This window comes from Enterocloster clostridioformis (assembly GCF_020297485.1).
In the GTDB taxonomy this organism is placed as follows: Bacteria; Bacillota; Clostridia; order Lachnospirales; family Lachnospiraceae; genus Enterocloster; species Enterocloster clostridioformis.
The window spans coordinates 1,469,735-1,489,183 of record NZ_JAIWZC010000001.1 but is presented as its reverse complement, the minus strand read 5'-3'; the positions used below and the strand labels follow the sequence as shown (position 1 = coordinate 1,489,183).

Below are 19,449 nucleotides of genomic sequence, written 5' to 3'. Positions count from 1 at the left end.
GAATTATTATGCACCGACTACAATAAAAAAGCAACGTCTATTCATTATTATTTTGGCAATGCTGTACTAGATAGTGAAAAAACTGGAATGGCAGATAAACCGCCATTTAAAGAGCAGGGTAAGGAAACTCACCATAACGGTTTTTAGAAAAGAGGAGACAAGATATTGAAATATGAACCGGAAAAGTTTGAATCATCAGGGGAACGTGTGGAGAGAGAACTGGGAATGGAGAAGGATTTATCCAGGGATATCTGTAATATGCTGAACGCTGTTGGGGGTGGGGAATGGAATGTAGCGCGCTTACCAGGAGAATCAGAAGCACATGCGGTGGAAAGAATGTGCAGGGAAATAAATAATCCAGAGAAGAAACAGGAATTTATGCAGTTCTGGCTTGACTATCTGAAACGCAAGCAGCCAGAATATGGGCTGGAAATACAGATTGCAAGAGTCCTGACGGAATTAAATAGTCTGCCCCCAAAGATACAAAACCCCCAGATGGATGAACTCAAAGTGCTTTGTGAAAACAAAGAGTTTTTGGATTCGCAAAAGTACCAGGGAGCCATTATCTATCATATTTTAAAAATGGAGGCGCACGGAAAGGACACTTATCAGGGATTGGCAGAATATGGACCTGACAGGGCAGTTAGTTTTTTTCCATCTGCGCATAAGACTGTTGAGTTTAATATTGGGTACGCATATACAGATAAATATCTGTTTGGGATGCTGGAGGAGGGGTATGAAATTGCTGCAATGACAATAAATGGACATTTAGACGCCTGGGAGGAACTGAGCAGGTGGGGCATTGGAGCAATTCCCCATAAGAAGGGGGTAGCGGATTACCTGGAATACTGTAAAGAGAACAACATTTCAGCAGCGGCTATTAAGGCTGCTACTGGGTGGGAGGTATTAGATTTATTTAAGATGGCAGAACTGGAAAAACAGGATTCTGCCTATAAGCCGCACCTGGAGAGCAGACACAACAGCCGTTGATAAAGAAATAGGTGAGGTGGAATATGGAAGCAAAACAGACAGAAATTGAGAGATTGATCTATGACAGTAAGGAGTATCTGAAACGAAACCACTTTGGAGAATACACCCTGCTGTATATCTTGAACAAGGACAGGGTGAAGGGCAGCCCATATCAATATGCAGCAGTTGCGAGCACCGATGAAGCCAGGTTATTTTTCAATGTGTACGCTAAGGAAGACCAGCCTGATATTTACCGGATTGGAATGTGCAGTACAGATGATGACCTGTTCTATGACTTGGAATTTGATGATTGCACGATAGCAGCCATGACAATGGAAGGCCATTATGAAACATGGGAGGAACTGGCTGACACCCCATTGGAGGAAATTACATATTTAGGGGGACTGGAAACCTATCTGGAATATTGCAGGGAAAATAACATTACAAAGGAATCCATACAAAAAGCTGTTGGCTTGGAGGTGTGCGACATTATGGAGAGACTGGATAAAAATAAGAGTATTCCTTTACAGGGAATGGATGAGGAGTACCAGCAGCTACAGAAGGTTGTAGATACAATCCTAAATGGAACAGATGAGCGTGATTTGAGATTGGCGCAGGACATGCTGAATAGTATATGGTCTATTGATCAAAAGGAACCTATTTTAAAGCGCACGGATCTACAACAGGCTGCCTGCGATATCTGTATTTTAGTCCGGGATTATATGCCAGAGGTTTGGGCGGAAAAGCTGCAGTCTGGAAATACCGAAGCTGACCTAGCAAAAGAGACATACGGCGGGCTGGCAACATTATATGGAAGGAAGACCGAAACGCAGTTTCTGCGAAATGCTGAGATGGGGGAACTTCCGGAGACGGCCCGTAAAAAAATAAGTGAGATTCTGGCGGTATTAAAAAAGTATGAAAACAAGGATAAGAAGCCGCCATCAGGACATAGCCGGTAGGATACCGGGCAAGGAGGCATTATTTGAAACAATTGAATACGGCCACGGAACTGCTGGCCTATCTCGATGACTTTTCTATACCATTTTCACTGAATGAGGAACATGCCCAGGTTCTGTTGGGTTACATGGAAGGAAGTGCCTACGGGCTGTATGCAGATGAAAAAGGGCAGCTCTATTGGGTGGATTTAGAGGGAGATCAAATAGAAGAAATCACCATGGACGAGGTTACATTCCTTGCCTGTGAATGGAACAATGAATTCATCTTAGATTCCAGACAGAGACTGGAAGAGAAAGCTGGAACCAGTGAAGCGAGGGAAATCATAGACAGGATAAAGCAGCTGAAAAAAGATGAGAGGCTGTTAGACGAGATATTTGAACAGACCTCCTTATGGAAACAGGTAAATCAAAAAGCGACACCGGCGAAGAAAAATTCCCGTTGATAGTATGAATTATGGAAAGAAGGGGATGATTTTGGGACGAATTGAAACATCTGGAAAATTAATGGAATATCTTGATGAGTTTGATATACTTTTTCCTCTTACCCGCGCGGAGGCTGAACAGGTAGTGGGGTATACAACTAAAAGTGGCTATACATTGGAAACAGACGGCCACGGGCAATTGTATAAGGTGGACATGGAAACTGGTGATTCTCTGGAGACTGATATTGACCAGGTGATTGATGCTGCGTGTGAGCAGAACTACAAGATGATATCTGATACCAGGGACTATTTTAAGTTAAGCAGACACTCTGAATGGCAAGTTCTTCATAAAACCCTGGAAGGATTGAAAGCGGACGAGAAAATACTAAATGCCGCTTTCCAGAGGACCTATTATCAAAAGGAGCTGCGTGGAAAGATACAGGAAATCCGGCCTCCCGTGGATATCACGGCTGGGCGGAGATTAGTAAGATGATAAGTAAAGTATCAAGAGGGAAGGAATATAGCTGATTGCTGTGGTTCCTTCCTTTTCTTTTGCTGTTTATTCGATGAAAGGATGTGAGTAGAGACTGAGAAGCGTAAAAAAGATGAACTGCCGGAAGGAAATTCGGCTGTCATGCGAAGAATTGGAGGAGCTGAACAGAAAGGCAAAAGAGAGAGGGCTATCCGATTCGCAGTATTTGAGGATGCTGATAACCAACCGCCCCAGAGATTATCCGGAACTTCTTGAAGCATTGCAGAATCTCACGAATGAGATAAACCATATTGGGATAAACATCAACCAGATTGTCAAAAACAACAACAGCGGCTTATACCATGAATCCGATAAAAAACGTCTGTATGTTTATATGAAGCAGATCAAGGAGGCAGTCATGCAGGTAGTCAGCCATTTGGACATAGCGGGTAATTAAGTATGGCTATCAGTAAAATATTGCATATGGGATGTGCAAAATCGGGATTTCAGGCAAAGCATCTCGCAAATACGATTAATTATATTACGAAGGACAGCAAAACTGAAAATGGGCTGTATGTATCAGGCCATAACTGTCTGCCGGAGACTGCACTGAAACAAATGCTGAACACTAAGCGAAGGTACGATAAGATGGGGGGACGCCAGGGATACCATATCATTATCTCATTTGAAGAGGCAGCAGATACCGTTGATAAAGATGTTGCCATGAAGATTATAGGGAAATTTGTAGAGGAGTACCTTGGAAAAGAGTTTGAGGCAGTCTATGCGCTTCATGATGATACCGATCATATCCACGGCCATATTGCATTTAATAGTGTCCGCTGTATTGGAGAAGGGAAGAAATATGATTACCGAAATGGTGATTGGGACAAAATCATACAGCCGCTTGTCAACAAAATCTGTGAAGAGTACCATATGGCAACACTGGATATGGATAAAGTACGCCAGAACAGAAAGAAAAAAAAGGAACGCATCTGGGATCAGGGTAAAGATGGTAAATTTAGTTGGAATGATATGATCCGCCGTGACATCGACCAGGTGGCGGCCGAGGCGGAAAACTGGGATGAGTTCCTTATTGGAGTAGAAGAACGGGGATATGAGATAAAACAGGGAGCGCATATTCTGTTAAAGCCGCCAGGTATGGATAAGGGGCGCAGGCTGGATACCCTTGGTGGCGATTACACAGAAGAAAAAATACGGGAACGGCTAAGTATCCCCATATCTGCAAGGGAAAAGGAACTGCCGGAGCCAGTATTGGAACTGCCGCCCAGAGTCAAAAAAGTGACTGGTTATATTCCCAGAAGAAAGTCCCTATTGACTGGATACCAGAAGATGTATTTTACAAAGTTATACCGGCTGGGCGTCCTAAAAAAACAGCCTTATTCCGATGCATGGAAATATAAAGAAGATATCCGGAAACTTCATGAGATACAGGAGAAATATAATTTCATTTCGGCTTATCAGATACATACAGACAAGGACTTGGAAAATATCAGGAAAGCATTGGCTGAACAGGCAAAATCGCTTAGGCAGGAGAAAAAGAACCAAAAAGAGAACCGTGAAGCCAATACAGAGATATTTGAACTTTGGGAAAAACTCCAGGAACTGAAGGTTGAGGTTTCTTTATATGAGGAGGGATATGAGGAATTTAAGGAAGAATACCTGCAGGCAGAGCAGCTAAAAACGCAGTTGTTGGATATGGGGTACACATTTGATTCAGCAGAGCAGTTGTACCTGAATTTCCAGGAGAAAAATCGCCGGCTCAATGAGGTTCTTGCGGAGGTAAGGCGACAGCAGAGGATAGGGAAGAAAATTATGCAGGAGCAAAAGGAGAGAATGCAGAGCAGAGACAAGCAGAAAAGCAGGGAAAGAGGAGGAGAAAGTCGTGATCTATGAGCAGGATAAACTGGAAAAACTGGCTTCTGAAATAAAAAAATATCTTTTGGAATGTAAGCTGGGAGACGCATATATTGAGAGTTTCCGTGATTTAGTACCAGCAGGGGAAAAAATACCTGGGATTAGAGCGGTCTTAGACAATCATAGATTGAGGGACCATCTAACCTGCTTTTTGATGTACCGTTCTTCGCTCTTACCTGACCGGGACAGGAAGCAGGGAGTGAACCTGGCAGATAAATTAGATGAGGTCGGAGCTGTCAGGAAAGCAGATAAGAAGGAAGAAATGGCGGAAGTGGCATGGGAACTGAACGATGTGATGAAGGAAACAGACTTTATCCAGTATCTTGATGCGGGATACATGAGAGCCGGGGACAACCAGTCCGATCCGGTAAGACGCCTCTACAGGGATATTGGAGACCGGGAAAAGCGCCAGGACATCATAGACTATTTAGAGACTGTTTTGGAAAAAGGTCACAGTGAAAAGATTATGGCTCTTATTTCTTCTTTAGAGAATATAACGGATAAGGTTCCGGCCCGATCAGGAAAGGTACGGTAGGGGATTGCTTGATATATAGGAGGAATAATTTGAAGTATCAGTTTTTCGACAATGATGGGAAAGTGACTGAATCAGAACAAAAAAGTTATACAGACGCACTAAAATTTGCAGAGGAGCGAGGCATTACATGCCTATCCATGCCATATGAGCTATTCATTGCGTCTTTTCGGGAAAAAATCAAATTGCTGGAAAGCCACACCCAGTATAGTAAGATTTCGGAATATGCAGAAAAAATGATTATCTTGAACCAGGGTGCAGGATATCAGGCCATAGCTGCGAATGATTTCATGAAAAAAATTATTGTAACACCGATTGACGATATTATGGGATGGCTTGAGGAACATGGAAAAAGCGAGTTTGAACCAGTATCCCAGGTTCAGCAGGAAGGTAAGGCGGAAAAACAGAAAAATAAAGCAAATTCCCCAAAAGTAAGATAAGAAATGAATCGAGAGGCAGCCGATTGGTTTGTCTTTTTTTATTGCAGGAGGCAGATATGACAATAGAAGAGCAGAAATATTTAGAAGAGTGCCGTAAAAAGCTGGGGGCGGACCAGATTGAAGTAATACAGATGGCTTTCCAATACGGGCTGGGCATTAAAGACGTGCGGCGGGTTGCAATCCCAAAGCTTAATGCGGAGCAGATGCGTCAGACCGTTTTTGCAATGCTTGAAGATGTAGACGGGGAACTGGTTGATTTGTGCTGTCAGGGCACATTTGACCAGTACCAGATACCGGAAATTGTTTCCGGTTCCGTCTCTGGGCTTACGAAGGAAGAAATCATGTCCTATGCGACACCGGATCTGCCGGCGAGCCGGATGAAAAAAATGAGAACGCAATTGATTGAGGCCAAAAAAAATGCAGGTGATTCAGCAGAAGGCGCGGCGTTTAAGGAGTATACAGAAAATCTGATAAAAATGATGGAGACGTCCCTGCAGCAGTTTAAAGAGAATAACGAGAAGTTTGAGGTGCTCTCAACACTGGTGAAAGAACACGTCCTGGACGAGAAAAACCAGGAGATTAAGGACTTATATGAGAACCTAAAAGATAAAGACGGTTTGATCAAAAAACTGCAGGAAGAAGCTGCGGCGCGGGAAACACAGATAAAGAAGCTGGAGGAGGAACTTACAGCGGCAAGAACACGATCAAATGCCGAAGTGGTTGAGGGAAAGACAGAGAAGGTAACTGCATCTACCGTTCCTCCATCTTATTGGAGACCGCAGCCGCCGCAGACAAAAAAAACTATTCTTGAGAAGCTGTTCCCGCAGAAGACATCGGATATATTGGATAAAATCGCTGCGGAAGGATTATCGTCAGAACAGCTTGAAGAAGTCAGGTCTGCCTTTGATTCAGGACTGGCCGATGATGAAGTAAAGCGGATTATCAAAAAGGAATTGACTGCTGATAAAATGCGGAAAATGCGTGAGATTATGCTGCTGGTACGGGAAAGGAGGCATACAGATGCGTGAGGCTGGTGTTGTGTCATTAAATATCAGAATGGTTCGCGAGTGCTATCAAATGATAGATTTAATGGAAAAGCAGGACTTTGTATTTACCCAGGAGGATAAAAGGATACTTTTAAGTTATGCGTTCCATCAGCAGGACTTAGACTGTGTGCATGATGCGGTCATTCACATCGCTGCGGTCAGGGAAAAGGAAAAATCCCAGGGGAACCTGGAGGCTGGGATTATAGAGCAGTATGCCATCCGGGGCGGAAGCGAACTGCAGGAGAGAATCAAAGAGTATATCATACAGTTAGAGGTGGCAAATATCAATCAGGAAATAGCAAATCGGTTACTTGTGAAAATCCTGCAGGATAAGAATGTGGACTATGAATTGGACCGGATGCTGGAGGAGCTGCGGAAACGCGAAGATGAAAAGAAAAAAGAGAATGAAGCAGTCAGGAGGTGAGTTCTATGGGAGAAATACAGGAAGCTACCCAAATCCTGCGGGTATCATTTGAGGGAATTGAGATATTCATGAAAATTGTCGGAGGCGGGCTTCATACGGCTAAGGATATTGGAAAATTCGTTGGCAGGTTGGTGGAGATGGAACGTTTATCCGGAAGGACAACCGTAAAAGACCTTCTTAAAACAGGAGGCGATTTGCAGGTTTTCCGTTTTGATACGACTGATATTAATAAGGTGAAAAAGCTGGCTGATAAATATAAAATCCGCTATGCACTCCTCCCAGATATCAATAAAGCGGATTGCAAAAGTGAAATCCTTTTTCATTCTGATGCTACACCCAGAGTGAATCAAATCATGGGGGACATCGAGGGGAGCAAGATTGAATCAATCCAGGATTATCTGGATAACGGGGAGGAGAAGGAACTGAAAGAGACTTACGGGATAGACAAGAAGGATATGTCGGACCCAAACAAGCAGAGCGCCCCTAAAGAACAGTCCATCTCTCCATGGGGATTTAAGGCAGTTGGGACATATCTGGCACAGACACCAGGGGCGGGTGTTGGGGAAATCAGTAATGCCATAGATATGCCATGGGCGGAAGTAGAGCCTGTACTGAAACATATGGAAAGCCTGGGAATCCTGGAGATCAATGACGATGGCAGCATGGCCTTTAAAATGGACAAACAGGAGTTTGATGCGTATGAGAAACAGGGGAAATGGCAGCATGCGGAGGACATGGAGCCTATTGTGCGGGGGATGGAGCAGCCGCATAAGGCAGAGGCTGCACAGAAGCAGATGTCTGAGATGAATAGCCGCCAGAGGAAGGTACTGCAGCATGCAAAGGAAGCTGTCAGAGACGATCCAAATATCCATCAGATTTTTATTGCCAGGAGCCTTGCGGTGGAAGAGACTGAAAAGAGAATTCTCACACGGATTCCGTTCAAAAAGAATGAGTACCTGTGGATAGATAAAAATTCCATATCCCATATCAGTGAGGAGAAGAGAACAATATTTACTAATCTTCGAAAGGATAAAGAATACAGCGTGGTGAATAATGAGGGGCAGGTAATTGGAAAACGTACCGGGGAAGAGTTATACAACCAGAGCTATGATCCAGTCTTGAAAGAAACCAGAGACATGCTGCACAAGAAAAAAGAAGAAAACCGGAAACTGCAGATGGCAGGCCAACTAAAAAAGCGGGGAGGAAGGTAATGGAAAATAAGAAAAAAACTTCTGTCTGGCTGATTGTACTTGGTGGTGTGCTGGCGGCATATGGCGGGTATCTTCTTAATGGCATCTGGGAACAGGGGATTGATATCAATACCTTTATGGAGCGTCTTAACATGGTTATGGCCCGCCCATTTGGAAATTACTTCAATGATACAACTTTTAAGGGGATATTACTAGCAGAATTCGTATATATGATTGCGATTGCCATGTATCTGACCAGCAGAAAAAACTATATGCCGGGAAAAGAATATGGTACAGCCAAATTTGCAGATATCAAACAGGTGAATCAGGTGTTAGCCGAGAAGGACGAGACAGAGAACCGCATACTAAGCCAAAATGTCCGTATGAGGATGGATTCGCGTAAAACGAAGCTGAACTTGAATACTTTGGTCATCGGGGGAAGTGGAGCGGGAAAGAGTTTCTTCTTTTGTAAGCCTAATTTGTTACAGCTTAACCGTTCTTCTTATATAATCACTGACCCGAAAGGGGAAATTTTAAAAGCCTGCGGGGGATTCTTACAGAAACACGGTTATGTTGTCAAAGTCCTGAATCTGCTGAACATGGAAGAGTCTGACTGCTATAATCCATTTATGTATATCCGGAAGGAATCAGATGTCGTAAAATTAATTACAAACCTGATCGCCAATACAACCCCGAAAAACTCCCAGAGCAGCGATCCCTTCTGGGAGAAAGCAGAGTCGCTATACCTGCAGGCGCTGTTCTACTATGTTTGGCTGGAATGCCCCAAAAGTGAACAGAACTTTTCCACGGTACTGAAATTACTGGGAGAAGCAGAGGTACGTGATGATGGCTCGCCATCGGACTTAGACCGCAGGATTAAGCGCCTGGAGCGTAAAAAGGGCAGCAATCATCCAGCAGTCAAACAGTATTATAAAGTAATCAGAGGAGCGGCTGATACGGTCCGGAGTATTGTTATCAGTGCAAATTCCAGACTGGCTTTTTTGGAAAATCCACAAATCCTCCGTATCCTGGACCATGATGATATCAATATCCCGGAGATAGGGGTGGGAAGAAATGGTGACGGAAAGACAAAAACAGCTCTTTTTTGTGTGATTCCGGATTCCGATAAATCGTTCAACAGCATTGTAGGGCTGCTTTACAGCCAGATATTCCAGGAACTGTACTTCCAGGCTGACTTTATTTACGAAGGAAGATTACCAATCCATGTGACCTTTATGCTTGATGAGTTTGCTAATGGTGTGACACGTTCTGCGTCCAAAACGGTGGAAATAACCGACAAAACCGCAGCCTAAAGCCATGAATGGCTTTGGAGAACTGCATAACTGAAATCTCAAATGATGGGGTAACGCCCGGAAGGGGATTCACTGATACTCCACGTAGCGTCAGCCAGATACAGATGGTTGGGGTTATAAGCGCGGGGAAGTCGTGCGAAGCACACCCTAACGCTGAAAGGCGAGGAAAGATTCATAGAGGTATGAGTTGTGTGTGACAGTGCGGGTGGGGCTGCCATATGGCTAGAATGACCCAAAGGAGGTCTGACAAAGTTCCGAATGTACGGCTCTAAACAAATAGCCTGTAGAAATGCAGGTGTACCAGGGGTACGCAGGCGGGGCAAAGTAAAATTTGTTAGTATGAAATGCCTTCTGTGCTTATAGGGTATAGGTATCTTGAGGATTTACCTTGAAGATAATGCTTGCAGGGCTAAAGGAGCGGCCTAAGTGGTAGCAATCCTAAGTTATGTGGAACGTGGAAAGCAGCCAATACGGGAGCTGACTGTATCAGCGACAAAGTACCGTAGTTGCAGCGAAAAGGAAGGGGGAGAAAAACTTCTATAATAAGTGCATTAGTGGTTGTGAGAGTAGAGGCACAGTACCAGGGAAACCGTGATAATAAGCGGTGGAGGGATAGCCTCAAGCCGATACTAAGAGATTATGTTCTTAGTCGGGGGAGCGCCGTGTGATGGGAAACTATCATGCACGGTGCGGGGCAGGGGAAAAACCCGAGGCGGCAGTGCCAGAGGTTTACCTATTGCCATTTGCATTACCGGATGATTATTGCGGTTTACTTAGTACCATGAGGTCACGAGAAATTTCATCGATCATTATTATACAGAACCTTGCGCAGATTAAAGCATTGTTTGAAAAGACATGGGAGGTCATCCCAGGGAACTGTGACACTTTGGTCTACCTTGGCGGGAATGAACAGAGTACACACGATTATATTTCTAAGATTCTCGGGAAGGCTACGGTAGATAAGCGGAGTTCTGGTGAAACAAGAGGAAAAAATGGCAGCAGCAGCCGAAACTTTGATGTGCTGGGAAGGGAACTACTGACACCGGATGAGGCCAGAAAGCTGGATAATAAAAAGTGCCTGATCTTTATCCGGGGATTTGACCCGATTGTAGATTCAAAATACAATACCCCGGCGCATCCTCTTTTCAAGGAGACGTTTGATGGAGGCGCACCACCATATCATCATACACCAATCCGTGAGAAAAGTACAGTGCCAACCTGCGAATTACTGAACCGGCAGTCTTTTGAATATTATGAACGCCAGAGGGACCAGGGGCTGAATGTTCAGATAGATGAAATAACACTGGACGAATTGCTGTCATTGCAGGAACCTGATATGCCGGCAAAGATATTTTCAGAAGATGAACTGAAAAAGAACCGCAAAATAACTGAAATCGAGAATATAGAAAAGCAGGATTTGGGACAGATTACAGAAGAGCAGTTTAATGAAATGCTAATAAATAATGATTATACATTAGAGCAGTTAGAAGAAATACGTCTTGGATTGGTAGGAGGTCTTTCCTACCAGGATATATTGACTTACTTTAAATCAGATAAAAGTGCCGGACAAATGCGTGAAATACGCGAACAACTGACCGGCCATCAAGAATCTTAATTTTCCCTATATTTCTTATGCCTAAGATGGCAGATATATGGGAATCTGTTGCAAAAAATAGAGGGCGCACGCAGCAGGTTCTTTTATACCTGCTATTTTTGCGCCCTTTTTTAAAGAAAAGGAGATTTTAAGTGAAGAATTTGACTGAAAAAAAGCAAAAAGCAAAAAAAATGATTAACAGAATCAGCAGTATAACCGCTGGGGCAGCCATGGCAACCATGTTATATACAACAAATGTATATGCGTCAGGCGCGGAAGTGGTGACGGCACCTTTGAATAATCTGAAGAATCTCGTAATTGCCATCATAGGTGCCGTTGGCGTGATTATCCTTGCAAAAAACGTAATGGAGTTTGCCCAGTCTTACCAGCAGCAGGATTCGAGTTCCATGAATTCTGCGATAAAGGGCATCGTTGCCGGCTTGATTATGGCGGGGATTAGTACAGTCCTCACGTTCCTGGGCATCAGTTGATTGTGCTGTTTTAATGAAAACGTGGAGGGAACACTATGCTGGAGTTAAGGCGCGTAGTTTTTTTTGTTGATATAGGAGACAATTTACTTGAAATGGCAAAAGCCAGTCAGGAATGTAGAGAAGAGTGTAAAAATTTATTCATAAGCCTGGGATTCCAGGTGGATACCGATTACAGAGATAAAACCCCAAATTTCTATACTCAATTAGGATATCATGCAAACGAGTTTTATGTTGCAAAGGGAGAGGAACATTTGCGGATAAGGGATTTGGAGATATCGGGTAATATATATCCTGACTCACTGGCTGATATAGCGAAAAAATTGCGGAACGGTAAAACCTTTCACTATAAAGGGGCCATTGATTTGCAAGCAGCCTATATTCTTACTGAACTTGAAGCGAAAGATTATTATGAGAAAAACCTGGAAGCATACGAGGAAAAGGTAATCGAAGCCATGAAATTAAATCACGAAAAGTGTGAAAAAACATGGTTTTACAATCCTATGGCTGAATTTAAGGAGGATATTCTTATCTGTGTTGGTTATGATGCCATTAGTTTTTTTCATTTGAAAACGGCTGAAGTTATCAATGATATGTTGGATAAAGGATTAATTAAATCGGACAATTCACTGCTCGCACCGGGGTATGCACTTCCGGAGTTTTACACGGAGACGGGTAAATATAAGCTGCCGCATCTAAGGAGGTAGTGATGCAAACAAATTTCAAGGCTTTTGTTCTTTTAAAAGAATTATTTTAAATGATACTCTAGTAATCATAATATCCAAATACGGAAATGAGGTGATGGTAAATGGATATTTTTAATTTGGGCGAGGCAATCCTTTCGCTTCTTGAGGTCGTGTTCGGCTTTTGGAACGGGCAGGTGAACATGGTGTTTGAACTGCTGGGACAGTCCCCGACTTCTTTCAAAGGAGGCGGCCCATGGGGAGTTATAACCGGGATTGAACCGATTTTCGTTGCTGTTGGTTCAAGCCTGGTTGTTTTATTTTTTGTGATTGGTTTTTGTTCGGAAAGTGTAGATGTGCGGGAAGAGATGCGGTTTGAAGTGATTCTCCGTATGTTGATCAGGATTGGAATCGCGCAGTGGCTGGTGGTATACAACGTCGATATTATGAAAGCCATATTTACAAGTGTTGGAAATCTTGTCGGACTGATTGGAGGGAGTGAGGCCACACAGGTTACGATAGACCCGGCGCAGGCAGATATTATCAAGAATCTGGGATTTGTGGAAAGCCTTGTATTTTTAATCCTGGCGGTATTTTTAAGCCTGATTATTTTGATCTGCGGATTTTTCCTTATTTATAATGTTTATTTCCGATTTTTAAAAATACTTGTAATCGTACCGTTTGGCAGTATCGCTTATGCAACGGTTGCAGGAAATCGGGGAGTGAGTGCCACAAGCGTACAGTTTACGAAGTATTTCATAAGCGTAGTTTTTGAGGCGGTGACTATGGCTTTGGCGATTATTCTTTGTAATACGTTTATCAGTTCAGGATTACCACAATTTGCAGGAGACTATGCAGATTGGACAAAGACTTTGATATATTTAGGAGAAATGACATTCACGGTTGCCCTGACCGTGGGAAGTGTAAAGGGCGCCCAGAGCCTGACGAGCAAGGCCCTGGGGCTGTAAGCAAAGGAGGCTTTGGGTTTGGAAACAGCGGTGCAGGATAAAATCATACAAATGACGCTATTTGAGTATTTCGCAGATGTGGACCAATTTTCTCTGAAAGATGCAAAGGAATGTGTATACCAGTATGCGGAAAAAGAGGTGAAGGAACCCAGCATCCGGGCGCGGATCTATGAAGGGATTAATAAGGGCCTTTTTAAACGGGTTGCCAAAGGCGTCTATACGGTTACGAAGAAAAATGCAGAGAATGAGGATATTACCTGTATGCTCATACAGGGAAATGGACGTGATCTGAGTTTCCTTGAGGATAACAGCATTGACGCAATTATCACTGACCACCCATATCTGCTGAAAAAAAGTTTAAAAGGGGGAAACCGGGACTTTGCCTCCTATGATTTGTTCCAGTACACACAGCAGGATTTGGACGAAAAATTCCGTGTTCTAAAGAAGGGGCACTTCCTCGTGGAGTTTCTGCCGGAGGAAAACGGTGATAATTACGAATATCTTTACCAGGTGAAGGCCATGGCGAAGGAAAGCGGCTTTGAATATTACGCGAAGGTGGCTTGGCGGAAGGGGACATTCGTTGCCAATACGGGGCGGAAGGCAAAAAATACAGAGGATATCCTGTTCTTTTCAAAAGGACGTGCGCGTGATATGCGGCCGGACGCAAAGAAGGACAAGGCAGAACCGGAGATGAAACACTATATGTCCGGAGCGAAAGGGATGCTTCCTACGGCTTTTGACATTCAGCCAATCTCAAAAGCTGATAGGGTTCATCAATCGGAGAAGCCGGTGGAACTGCTAAAACAGATACTGGAATTTGTTTCAGATAAAAAAGAACTGGTATTGGACCAATATGCTGGTTCCTTTGCCCTTGCGGAAGCTGCCCTTGAATCAGAACGGGATTCCATCTCAATTGAGATCAGTCAGGATTATTTTGAAGAGGGGAAAAAGAGGATTGAAAATGTAAAGAAAGGTAAGGTGAGATAAATGGATATCGAAATCAGCAGGGATTTACAGCACTATAAGGAGAGCTTCCTGATGGGACTGACCGTGAAGCAATTTACATTCAGTGTACTGTCCCTGGGGGCGGGAGCGGGAATTGTACTCGGTCTGTACGATAAAATCGGCATGACATTAGCGTGCTATCTGGCAACGCCAGTTGCGGTGCCGATTGCACTCACGGGATTTTATAATCACAATGGGCTTAGTTTCTGGCAGACGGTGAGGAGAATGGTCCAGATGTCTTTTTTCAATAAGCCCTGTTTATACCAGTCCACGGAAAATGTGGATTGGATAAAGGACGCTTATGGAGAAGAGCAGAAAATTGCTACACAGCAGCAGAAAAAAGAAAAAAAAGGACTGTCTGACGGACAGGAGGATTTTAATATGGTAAAGAAAAAAGCAAAGCGCATGATCCTACTGACAGTGGGGGCTTTAGTTGTGGCCGTGGCAGGGATACTTGCCTTTAGGTTCATGAAATAAAAGATATGAAATAATCCCACATATGTGGGAAGTAGTTTAGCGACCAGCAGGTTACGGGATTCGCTAAACTACTTCCCGTAGCCTGCCTTGGATTAAAGGAGGTTTACGGAAGTGGGAATTTTTACAGATCGTTTCATACAGTTAAAAAAAGCGGACAAACCATTGTTTGCAGTCCCGAAGAGTGTTCAGCAGCAGATTGAGATTCTGAGGATTGCAAAGGATGGTATTTTTGAGAATACAAAGAACCGGTACAGCAGGGTATACCGTTTTGCTGACATAAATTATGTCACGGTGTCGGAGGGAGACAAGTATGAAATCTTAAAGCAGTATTGCAAGCTGGTTAATGCGATTGATGTTGCTTTTAAGATTACAATATACAACAAAAACAGGAACATGAGCCAGTTTAGGGAGAATGTCCTGATACCAGATAAAGATGATGGCTATGACCATCTTCGGGACGTTTACAATGATATCGTAGAGGAACGGATTGTAGCGGGAAAACAGGGGATTGAACAGGAACGCTTTCTTACGGTTACTGTGGAACGGAAAGATTATGAACAGGCAAAAGCATTTTATAACACTTTTGAAGGAGGGATGCAGCAGGAATTCCATGCGATAGGCTCAAAGTTGGAGCCGCTTGACGCGGCAGAACGGCTCCGGGTTCTGTATAATTTTTACCGCATTGGTGACGAAGAAACATTTTCTTTTGATTTTGATGCGTATGTACAAAGTAAAACAGATTACAAAAATGATATCTGCGGTTCCATGATTAAGTATTCCCCGAATGATTTTGAAACAGAACGGAAAATCTGCAGGGCTGTATTCATCAGAAGATATCCGACAAGCCTGCCGGACACCTTTATCAATGAACTTACCAATGTTCCTGTACACAGTATTACCTCTATAGATATTGTGCCTGTGCCAAAGGATCTGACAACAAGAACATTGCAGAAAAAATATCTGGGTGTGGAGTCGGATATTTTACGCCAGCAGCGTGTCCGTAATAAAAACAATGACTTTGCAAGTGACATCAGTTATGGAAAGAAAGTGGAAAAGAAAACCCTGGAAGCGCTGATGGACGATGTACGGGAGAATGACCAGAACCTGTTCTTTGCAGGTGTAAATATGGTACTGATTGCGGATACCAGGGAAGAACTTAACAGTATCACAGAGACAATCCAGACGATAGGAAACAAATATCTCTGTAATATGGAGGTACATCATCTCCAACAGCGAGAGGCATTAAATACTGCTCTGCCCGTAGGGGTGCGACAAGTCGAAACCATGCGCACTATGCTTACACGGGATATCGCGGCTTTAATGCCTTTTAACGTACAAGAAATTTATGAGCCGACTGGTTTATGCTATGGGACGAACCGGATCTCTAAAAACCTGTGTGTGGCGGACCGAAAAAGACTGACCAATGGAAACGCCATGGTGTTTGGCGTACCTGGCAGTGGCAAGTCCTTTTTCTGTAAGTCAGAGATGCTGGGGGTATATTTACAGACGGGTGATGATATTATCGTCATCGACCCGACATTGGAGTATTTTGACATCGCCCAGAACTTAGGGGGCGTATGCATCAACCTGTCAAATTACACGCAGAACTATATCAATCCACTCTGGCTTGATGTGGACGAGTTGGATCTTGCCGACAGCAAAGGGCTGATCCGAGATAAAGGAGAATTTATGCTTGGCCTGTGTGAGCAGGCGATGTCGGAAATGCTAAACAGCCGGCATAAATCCATCATTGACCGTTGTATCCGTAAGCTGTATCTGGATATTGCCATGAGCAAGGAAAAATATGTGCCGGTCATGTCGGATTTTTATGACCTGCTGATGAAGCAGCCAGAGGAGGAAGCCAGGGATATTGCCCTGGGGCTTGAGCTGTTTGTAAGCGGTTCCTTGAATATTTTCAACCATCAAACCAATTTAGACGTAGACAACCGGTTCATTGTTTACGGAATCCGTGACCTTGGAAAAGAGCTGAGTGCGATTGCGATGCTGGTCATGCTGGAAAATGTCCGGGCACGGATTGCCAGAAATGCAGAAAAAGGAAGAGCTACATGGCTATACATAGATGAGTGCCATGTGTTGCTGGGAACCGGGGAACATTCTGGACGCAGTGAATATTCGGGGAAATTTCTCTATTCCCTGTGGAAGAAAGTAAGGAAACAAGGCGGCTTGTGCACCGCCATCACCCAGAATATTTCTGATATGTTACAGAACTATACAGCCGTAACCATGCTGGCGAACTCTGAATTTATTGCTTTGTTAAAACAGGCAAATGTGGACAGCCAGGAACTTTCACGGGTAGCTGGGATTCCGGAAGCACAGTTGAAATACGTGAACGGCTGTAATTCCGGTATGGGAATCCTGAAACACGGTGAAGTCATTATTCCTTTTGATGCCAGGGTAAAGAAGAATAACATCATATATGATTTGTTCAATACAAATCTTCATGAAAAAAACAAACAGGGAATAAAGACGGATGACCAGTATTCATAATTATGAGAGGTAAGGAAATGGAAGAAGAGAAAAAAACACTGGGTTATGATTGGGAATTTGGGCATGAGGAGTTGATGCTTGAAGTTGATGCCTATCGTTATGATAACAGACTGTATATCGGTCTTACCCATATGGAGGAGGGGTATGAGGAATCTTTTGCTGATCTGACCATCAATCTGGCTCATATGCCTGTCGAAAGAAATGAGGCATACATTGACGCCTTTGCCAGTAAAAGCAAACTGGACTTTATTAAAAAGCACAAACTTGGAAAGGTGCTTCCGGAAATGGGTTATTCGGGCATGGAAAGTTATTATAAGGTGGCGTTTGACCTTAAACGCCTGGAGGAATTTGACAAGGCAGGAGTAGAGAGATACTGTGCCATCAATGAGATAGCAAAACCAGAGCAGACAAAGGCAAATAAAAAACCACCAAAGACGAGGTAGAAAGATTGGAGGAACATCGTTGAATAGAGATATCTTTGTGTTAGTAGTAAAACATCTGCTGGAACTGCCAACAGAGGGGGAACTTAGGACCTGGGTGAAATGGGCGGAGGACTGTGTGGCAATGGGACAGTATGCTGGTTTTAGGGAGCTGCCGCAAAATAAAGCGGTAGAGAAGTGGCTGGATTCCTATTATCATGTTTTTTCTGCTATTCAGTATGAGTTCGGCAAGGAAACGGCCATTAAGGTCATGAATTTATCACAAGAGAAATTGTGCTTGTATCCGTATGAGATGCGGGCAGCGGCACGGGTCCTTAAGGCTGGAGGGACAGGAAAGGATATTTTGCAGATGATTGTCGAAGGAACATTGGAAGCTCCAGAACCCGTTGTGCCAGAACATTGCGAGAAGGGAAAGATAGAAGAAGCGGATACATGGTCCTGCAATACAGAAACATTGGACTGTATCCTGCGGAGTGTGCGGACCTGGCAGGATAATCCGGAAATCCCTCTTTTGTATAAGCGTGGGGATTCCCTGGTAGAACAGCTTTTCAACGCCTGTTTGGAGCTGTTACAGTATGAATTTGAGATAACATCAATTCCAAAATCCGATTATGATTTGATATCCGAACATGCTTTTTTCCTCGTAAACTCTTACCAGGTCCTTGAACCGGAAGATATTGACCTGGATGCAATCTTTGAGTGTTTTAACGATGCAAAAATAAATGAACGTATGATTGAAGCAGAGAATCGGGATAAAAAGGAAAAGGTAAGCAGTATTTCAGGAAAATCAGAAAAAAAGAGATAACAGGAGGCAGCTATGATGGAGGTATCGTTGAATGTTCCGTTGGGGGAACAGGCGCATTTAAAAGAAATGTTTGCCATGATGGAGGAAAACCGCATGGACGCGCAGGCGCAGAACCTGGAGGATTTTTTACAGTATTTTAACCAGATGGAAAAGTATTTTGAGGATATGCAGGACGAACTGCTGTATCTGCGCGGGCAGTTAGACGAATTAAATGATAAAACCCTGAAAGCTAAAATAGACAATTTTGTGAAGGCGTCCGGAGATAGAGTGCACGCAGCGAAAGTATGGCTGGGAGCTTTAAGAAATGAGGTATCGGAAGGTATTAAACAGGCAGTGGGGCATGTAAAGTATTATGGAGATCAGGCACTATACACGTTTATTGATAAATCAAAAGCAGGCAGGGCGCTGTCGGTAATTCATGAGCACCTGGAACATTCTGCCAAGAACCTGGAAGATGGAGCACGGACCATGGGGGATATTGGGATGGAACTTAGCGCAGCGAAGGGACACCGGAAAAATGCTAAAAATCTTCTTATGGGGAAAGATGCAGCGGATGTTTTTGAGTATGACTACGATAAGGGTATTGTGGCAAAAATCAGGCAAGCCATAGAATTTTGTGGGAAAATCGTGAAAAGTATGGCAGGGCACACAGAAAATATGCAGAAATCATTGGACGGTTTTACGCAGAGGGCTTTGGATAACAGAGCCGGACGGGATAGTAAAGTTCCTGACAGTATGGAAGAAAAGATAAAATTGGCTGGACATGGGAAAGGAAGATAAAC

The 19,449-nt window shown here is 43.6% G+C and carries 20 protein-coding genes and 2 pseudogenes; all 22 read left to right on the top strand.

Going from position 1 to position 19,449, the window contains the following annotated elements:
- Positions 1–165 precede the first annotated feature (165 nt).
- The 22 genes and pseudogenes from LA360_RS07345 (at position 166) to LA360_RS07240 (ending at position 19,447) form a co-directional block, all read left to right on the top strand.
- On the top strand, positions 166–990 hold the full coding sequence (locus tag LA360_RS07345; RefSeq protein WP_225537418.1) for a hypothetical protein: 825 nt from the start codon (positions 166–168) through the stop codon (positions 988–990).
- A 23-nt stretch (positions 991–1,013) separates the two neighbouring features.
- Positions 1,014–1,928 (top strand): hypothetical protein, encoded by a 915-nt coding sequence (locus LA360_RS07340; protein ID WP_225537416.1) that lies wholly within the window; start codon positions 1,014–1,016, stop codon positions 1,926–1,928.
- A gap of 23 nt (positions 1,929–1,951) precedes the next feature.
- Positions 1,952–2,368 (top strand): pepsin/retropepsin-like aspartic protease family protein, encoded by a 417-nt coding sequence (locus LA360_RS07335; RefSeq protein WP_104802919.1) that lies wholly within the window; start codon positions 1,952–1,954, stop codon positions 2,366–2,368.
- A 31-nt stretch (positions 2,369–2,399) separates the two neighbouring features.
- Positions 2,400–2,840 carry a hypothetical protein gene (locus LA360_RS07330; RefSeq protein WP_225537414.1) on the top strand — a complete coding sequence of 147 codons (441 nt, stop codon included), beginning with the start codon at positions 2,400–2,402 and terminating at the stop codon, positions 2,838–2,840.
- Between the two features lie 112 nt (positions 2,841–2,952).
- Positions 2,953–3,276: a plasmid mobilization protein gene (locus LA360_RS07325; RefSeq protein WP_006567803.1), complete on the top strand. Its 324-nt coding sequence runs from the start codon at positions 2,953–2,955 to the stop codon at positions 3,274–3,276.
- A 2-nt stretch (positions 3,277–3,278) separates the two neighbouring features.
- Positions 3,279–4,733 (top strand): relaxase/mobilization nuclease domain-containing protein, encoded by a 1,455-nt coding sequence (locus LA360_RS07320; protein ID WP_225537413.1) that lies wholly within the window; start codon positions 3,279–3,281, stop codon positions 4,731–4,733.
- The gene (locus LA360_RS07315) at positions 4,723–5,289 is read left to right on the top strand and encodes a hypothetical protein (RefSeq protein ID WP_112482282.1); all 567 of its coding nucleotides are present in this window, start codon (positions 4,723–4,725) and stop codon (positions 5,287–5,289) included. Before LA360_RS07320 ends, LA360_RS07315 begins: the two co-directional genes overlap by 11 nt.
- Before the next feature lie 29 nt (positions 5,290–5,318).
- A complete protein-coding gene (locus tag LA360_RS07310) occupies positions 5,319–5,726 on the top strand; it encodes a hypothetical protein (RefSeq protein ID WP_112482284.1) in 408 nt (135 codons plus the stop codon).
- A 56-nt stretch (positions 5,727–5,782) separates the two neighbouring features.
- The gene (locus LA360_RS07305) at positions 5,783–6,754 is read left to right on the top strand and encodes a hypothetical protein (RefSeq protein ID WP_112482286.1); all 972 of its coding nucleotides are present in this window, start codon (positions 5,783–5,785) and stop codon (positions 6,752–6,754) included.
- Complete coding sequence (locus tag LA360_RS07300) at positions 6,747–7,196, top strand: hypothetical protein (protein ID WP_112482288.1); 450 nt, start codon at positions 6,747–6,749, stop codon at positions 7,194–7,196. The genes LA360_RS07305 and LA360_RS07300 overlap by 8 nt, the downstream gene beginning before the upstream one ends.
- A 5-nt stretch (positions 7,197–7,201) precedes the next feature.
- On the top strand, positions 7,202–8,407 hold the full coding sequence (locus LA360_RS07295) for a PcfB family protein (protein ID WP_225537411.1): 1,206 nt from the start codon (positions 7,202–7,204) through the stop codon (positions 8,405–8,407).
- Positions 8,407–9,642 (top strand): annotated as a pseudogene (locus LA360_RS07290) (VirD4-like conjugal transfer protein, CD1115 family); the annotation flags it as partial. The gene LA360_RS07295 and the pseudogene LA360_RS07290, both read left to right, overlap by 1 nt.
- Positions 9,643–10,444: 802 nt before the next feature.
- A pseudogene (locus tag LA360_RS31820) lies at positions 10,445–10,865 on the top strand (type IV secretory system conjugative DNA transfer family protein); the annotation flags it as partial.
- 619 nt (positions 10,866–11,484) lie between these two features.
- Complete coding sequence (locus tag LA360_RS07280; protein ID WP_025531137.1) at positions 11,485–11,784, top strand: hypothetical protein; 300 nt, start codon at positions 11,485–11,487, stop codon at positions 11,782–11,784.
- A 35-nt stretch (positions 11,785–11,819) separates the two neighbouring features.
- A complete protein-coding gene (locus tag LA360_RS07275; RefSeq protein WP_104802910.1) occupies positions 11,820–12,488 on the top strand; it encodes a hypothetical protein in 669 nt (222 codons plus the stop codon).
- 101 nt (positions 12,489–12,589) lie between these two features.
- On the top strand, positions 12,590–13,432 hold the full coding sequence (locus tag LA360_RS07270; RefSeq protein WP_104802909.1) for a hypothetical protein: 843 nt from the start codon (positions 12,590–12,592) through the stop codon (positions 13,430–13,432).
- Between the two features lie 18 nt (positions 13,433–13,450).
- Positions 13,451–14,419, top strand: coding sequence for a DNA-methyltransferase (locus LA360_RS07265; protein WP_112482296.1), 969 nt, complete (start codon positions 13,451–13,453; stop codon positions 14,417–14,419).
- Positions 14,420–14,914, top strand: coding sequence for a PrgI family protein (locus LA360_RS07260; protein WP_112482298.1), 495 nt, complete (start codon positions 14,420–14,422; stop codon positions 14,912–14,914).
- 111 nt (positions 14,915–15,025) lie between these two features.
- On the top strand, positions 15,026–17,422 hold the full coding sequence (locus tag LA360_RS07255) for a VirB4-like conjugal transfer ATPase, CD1110 family (RefSeq protein WP_112482300.1): 2,397 nt from the start codon (positions 15,026–15,028) through the stop codon (positions 17,420–17,422).
- Between the two features lie 17 nt (positions 17,423–17,439).
- Positions 17,440–17,865: a DUF4313 domain-containing protein gene (locus tag LA360_RS07250; RefSeq protein WP_225537409.1), complete on the top strand. Its 426-nt coding sequence runs from the start codon at positions 17,440–17,442 to the stop codon at positions 17,863–17,865.
- A gap of 19 nt (positions 17,866–17,884) precedes the next feature.
- Complete coding sequence (locus LA360_RS07245; RefSeq protein WP_225537408.1) at positions 17,885–18,667, top strand: hypothetical protein; 783 nt, start codon at positions 17,885–17,887, stop codon at positions 18,665–18,667.
- Between the two features lie 12 nt (positions 18,668–18,679).
- Positions 18,680–19,447 (top strand): DUF6674 family protein, encoded by a 768-nt coding sequence (locus LA360_RS07240; RefSeq protein WP_112482304.1) that lies wholly within the window; start codon positions 18,680–18,682, stop codon positions 19,445–19,447.
- The last annotated feature ends 2 nt before the right edge of the window (positions 19,448–19,449 follow it).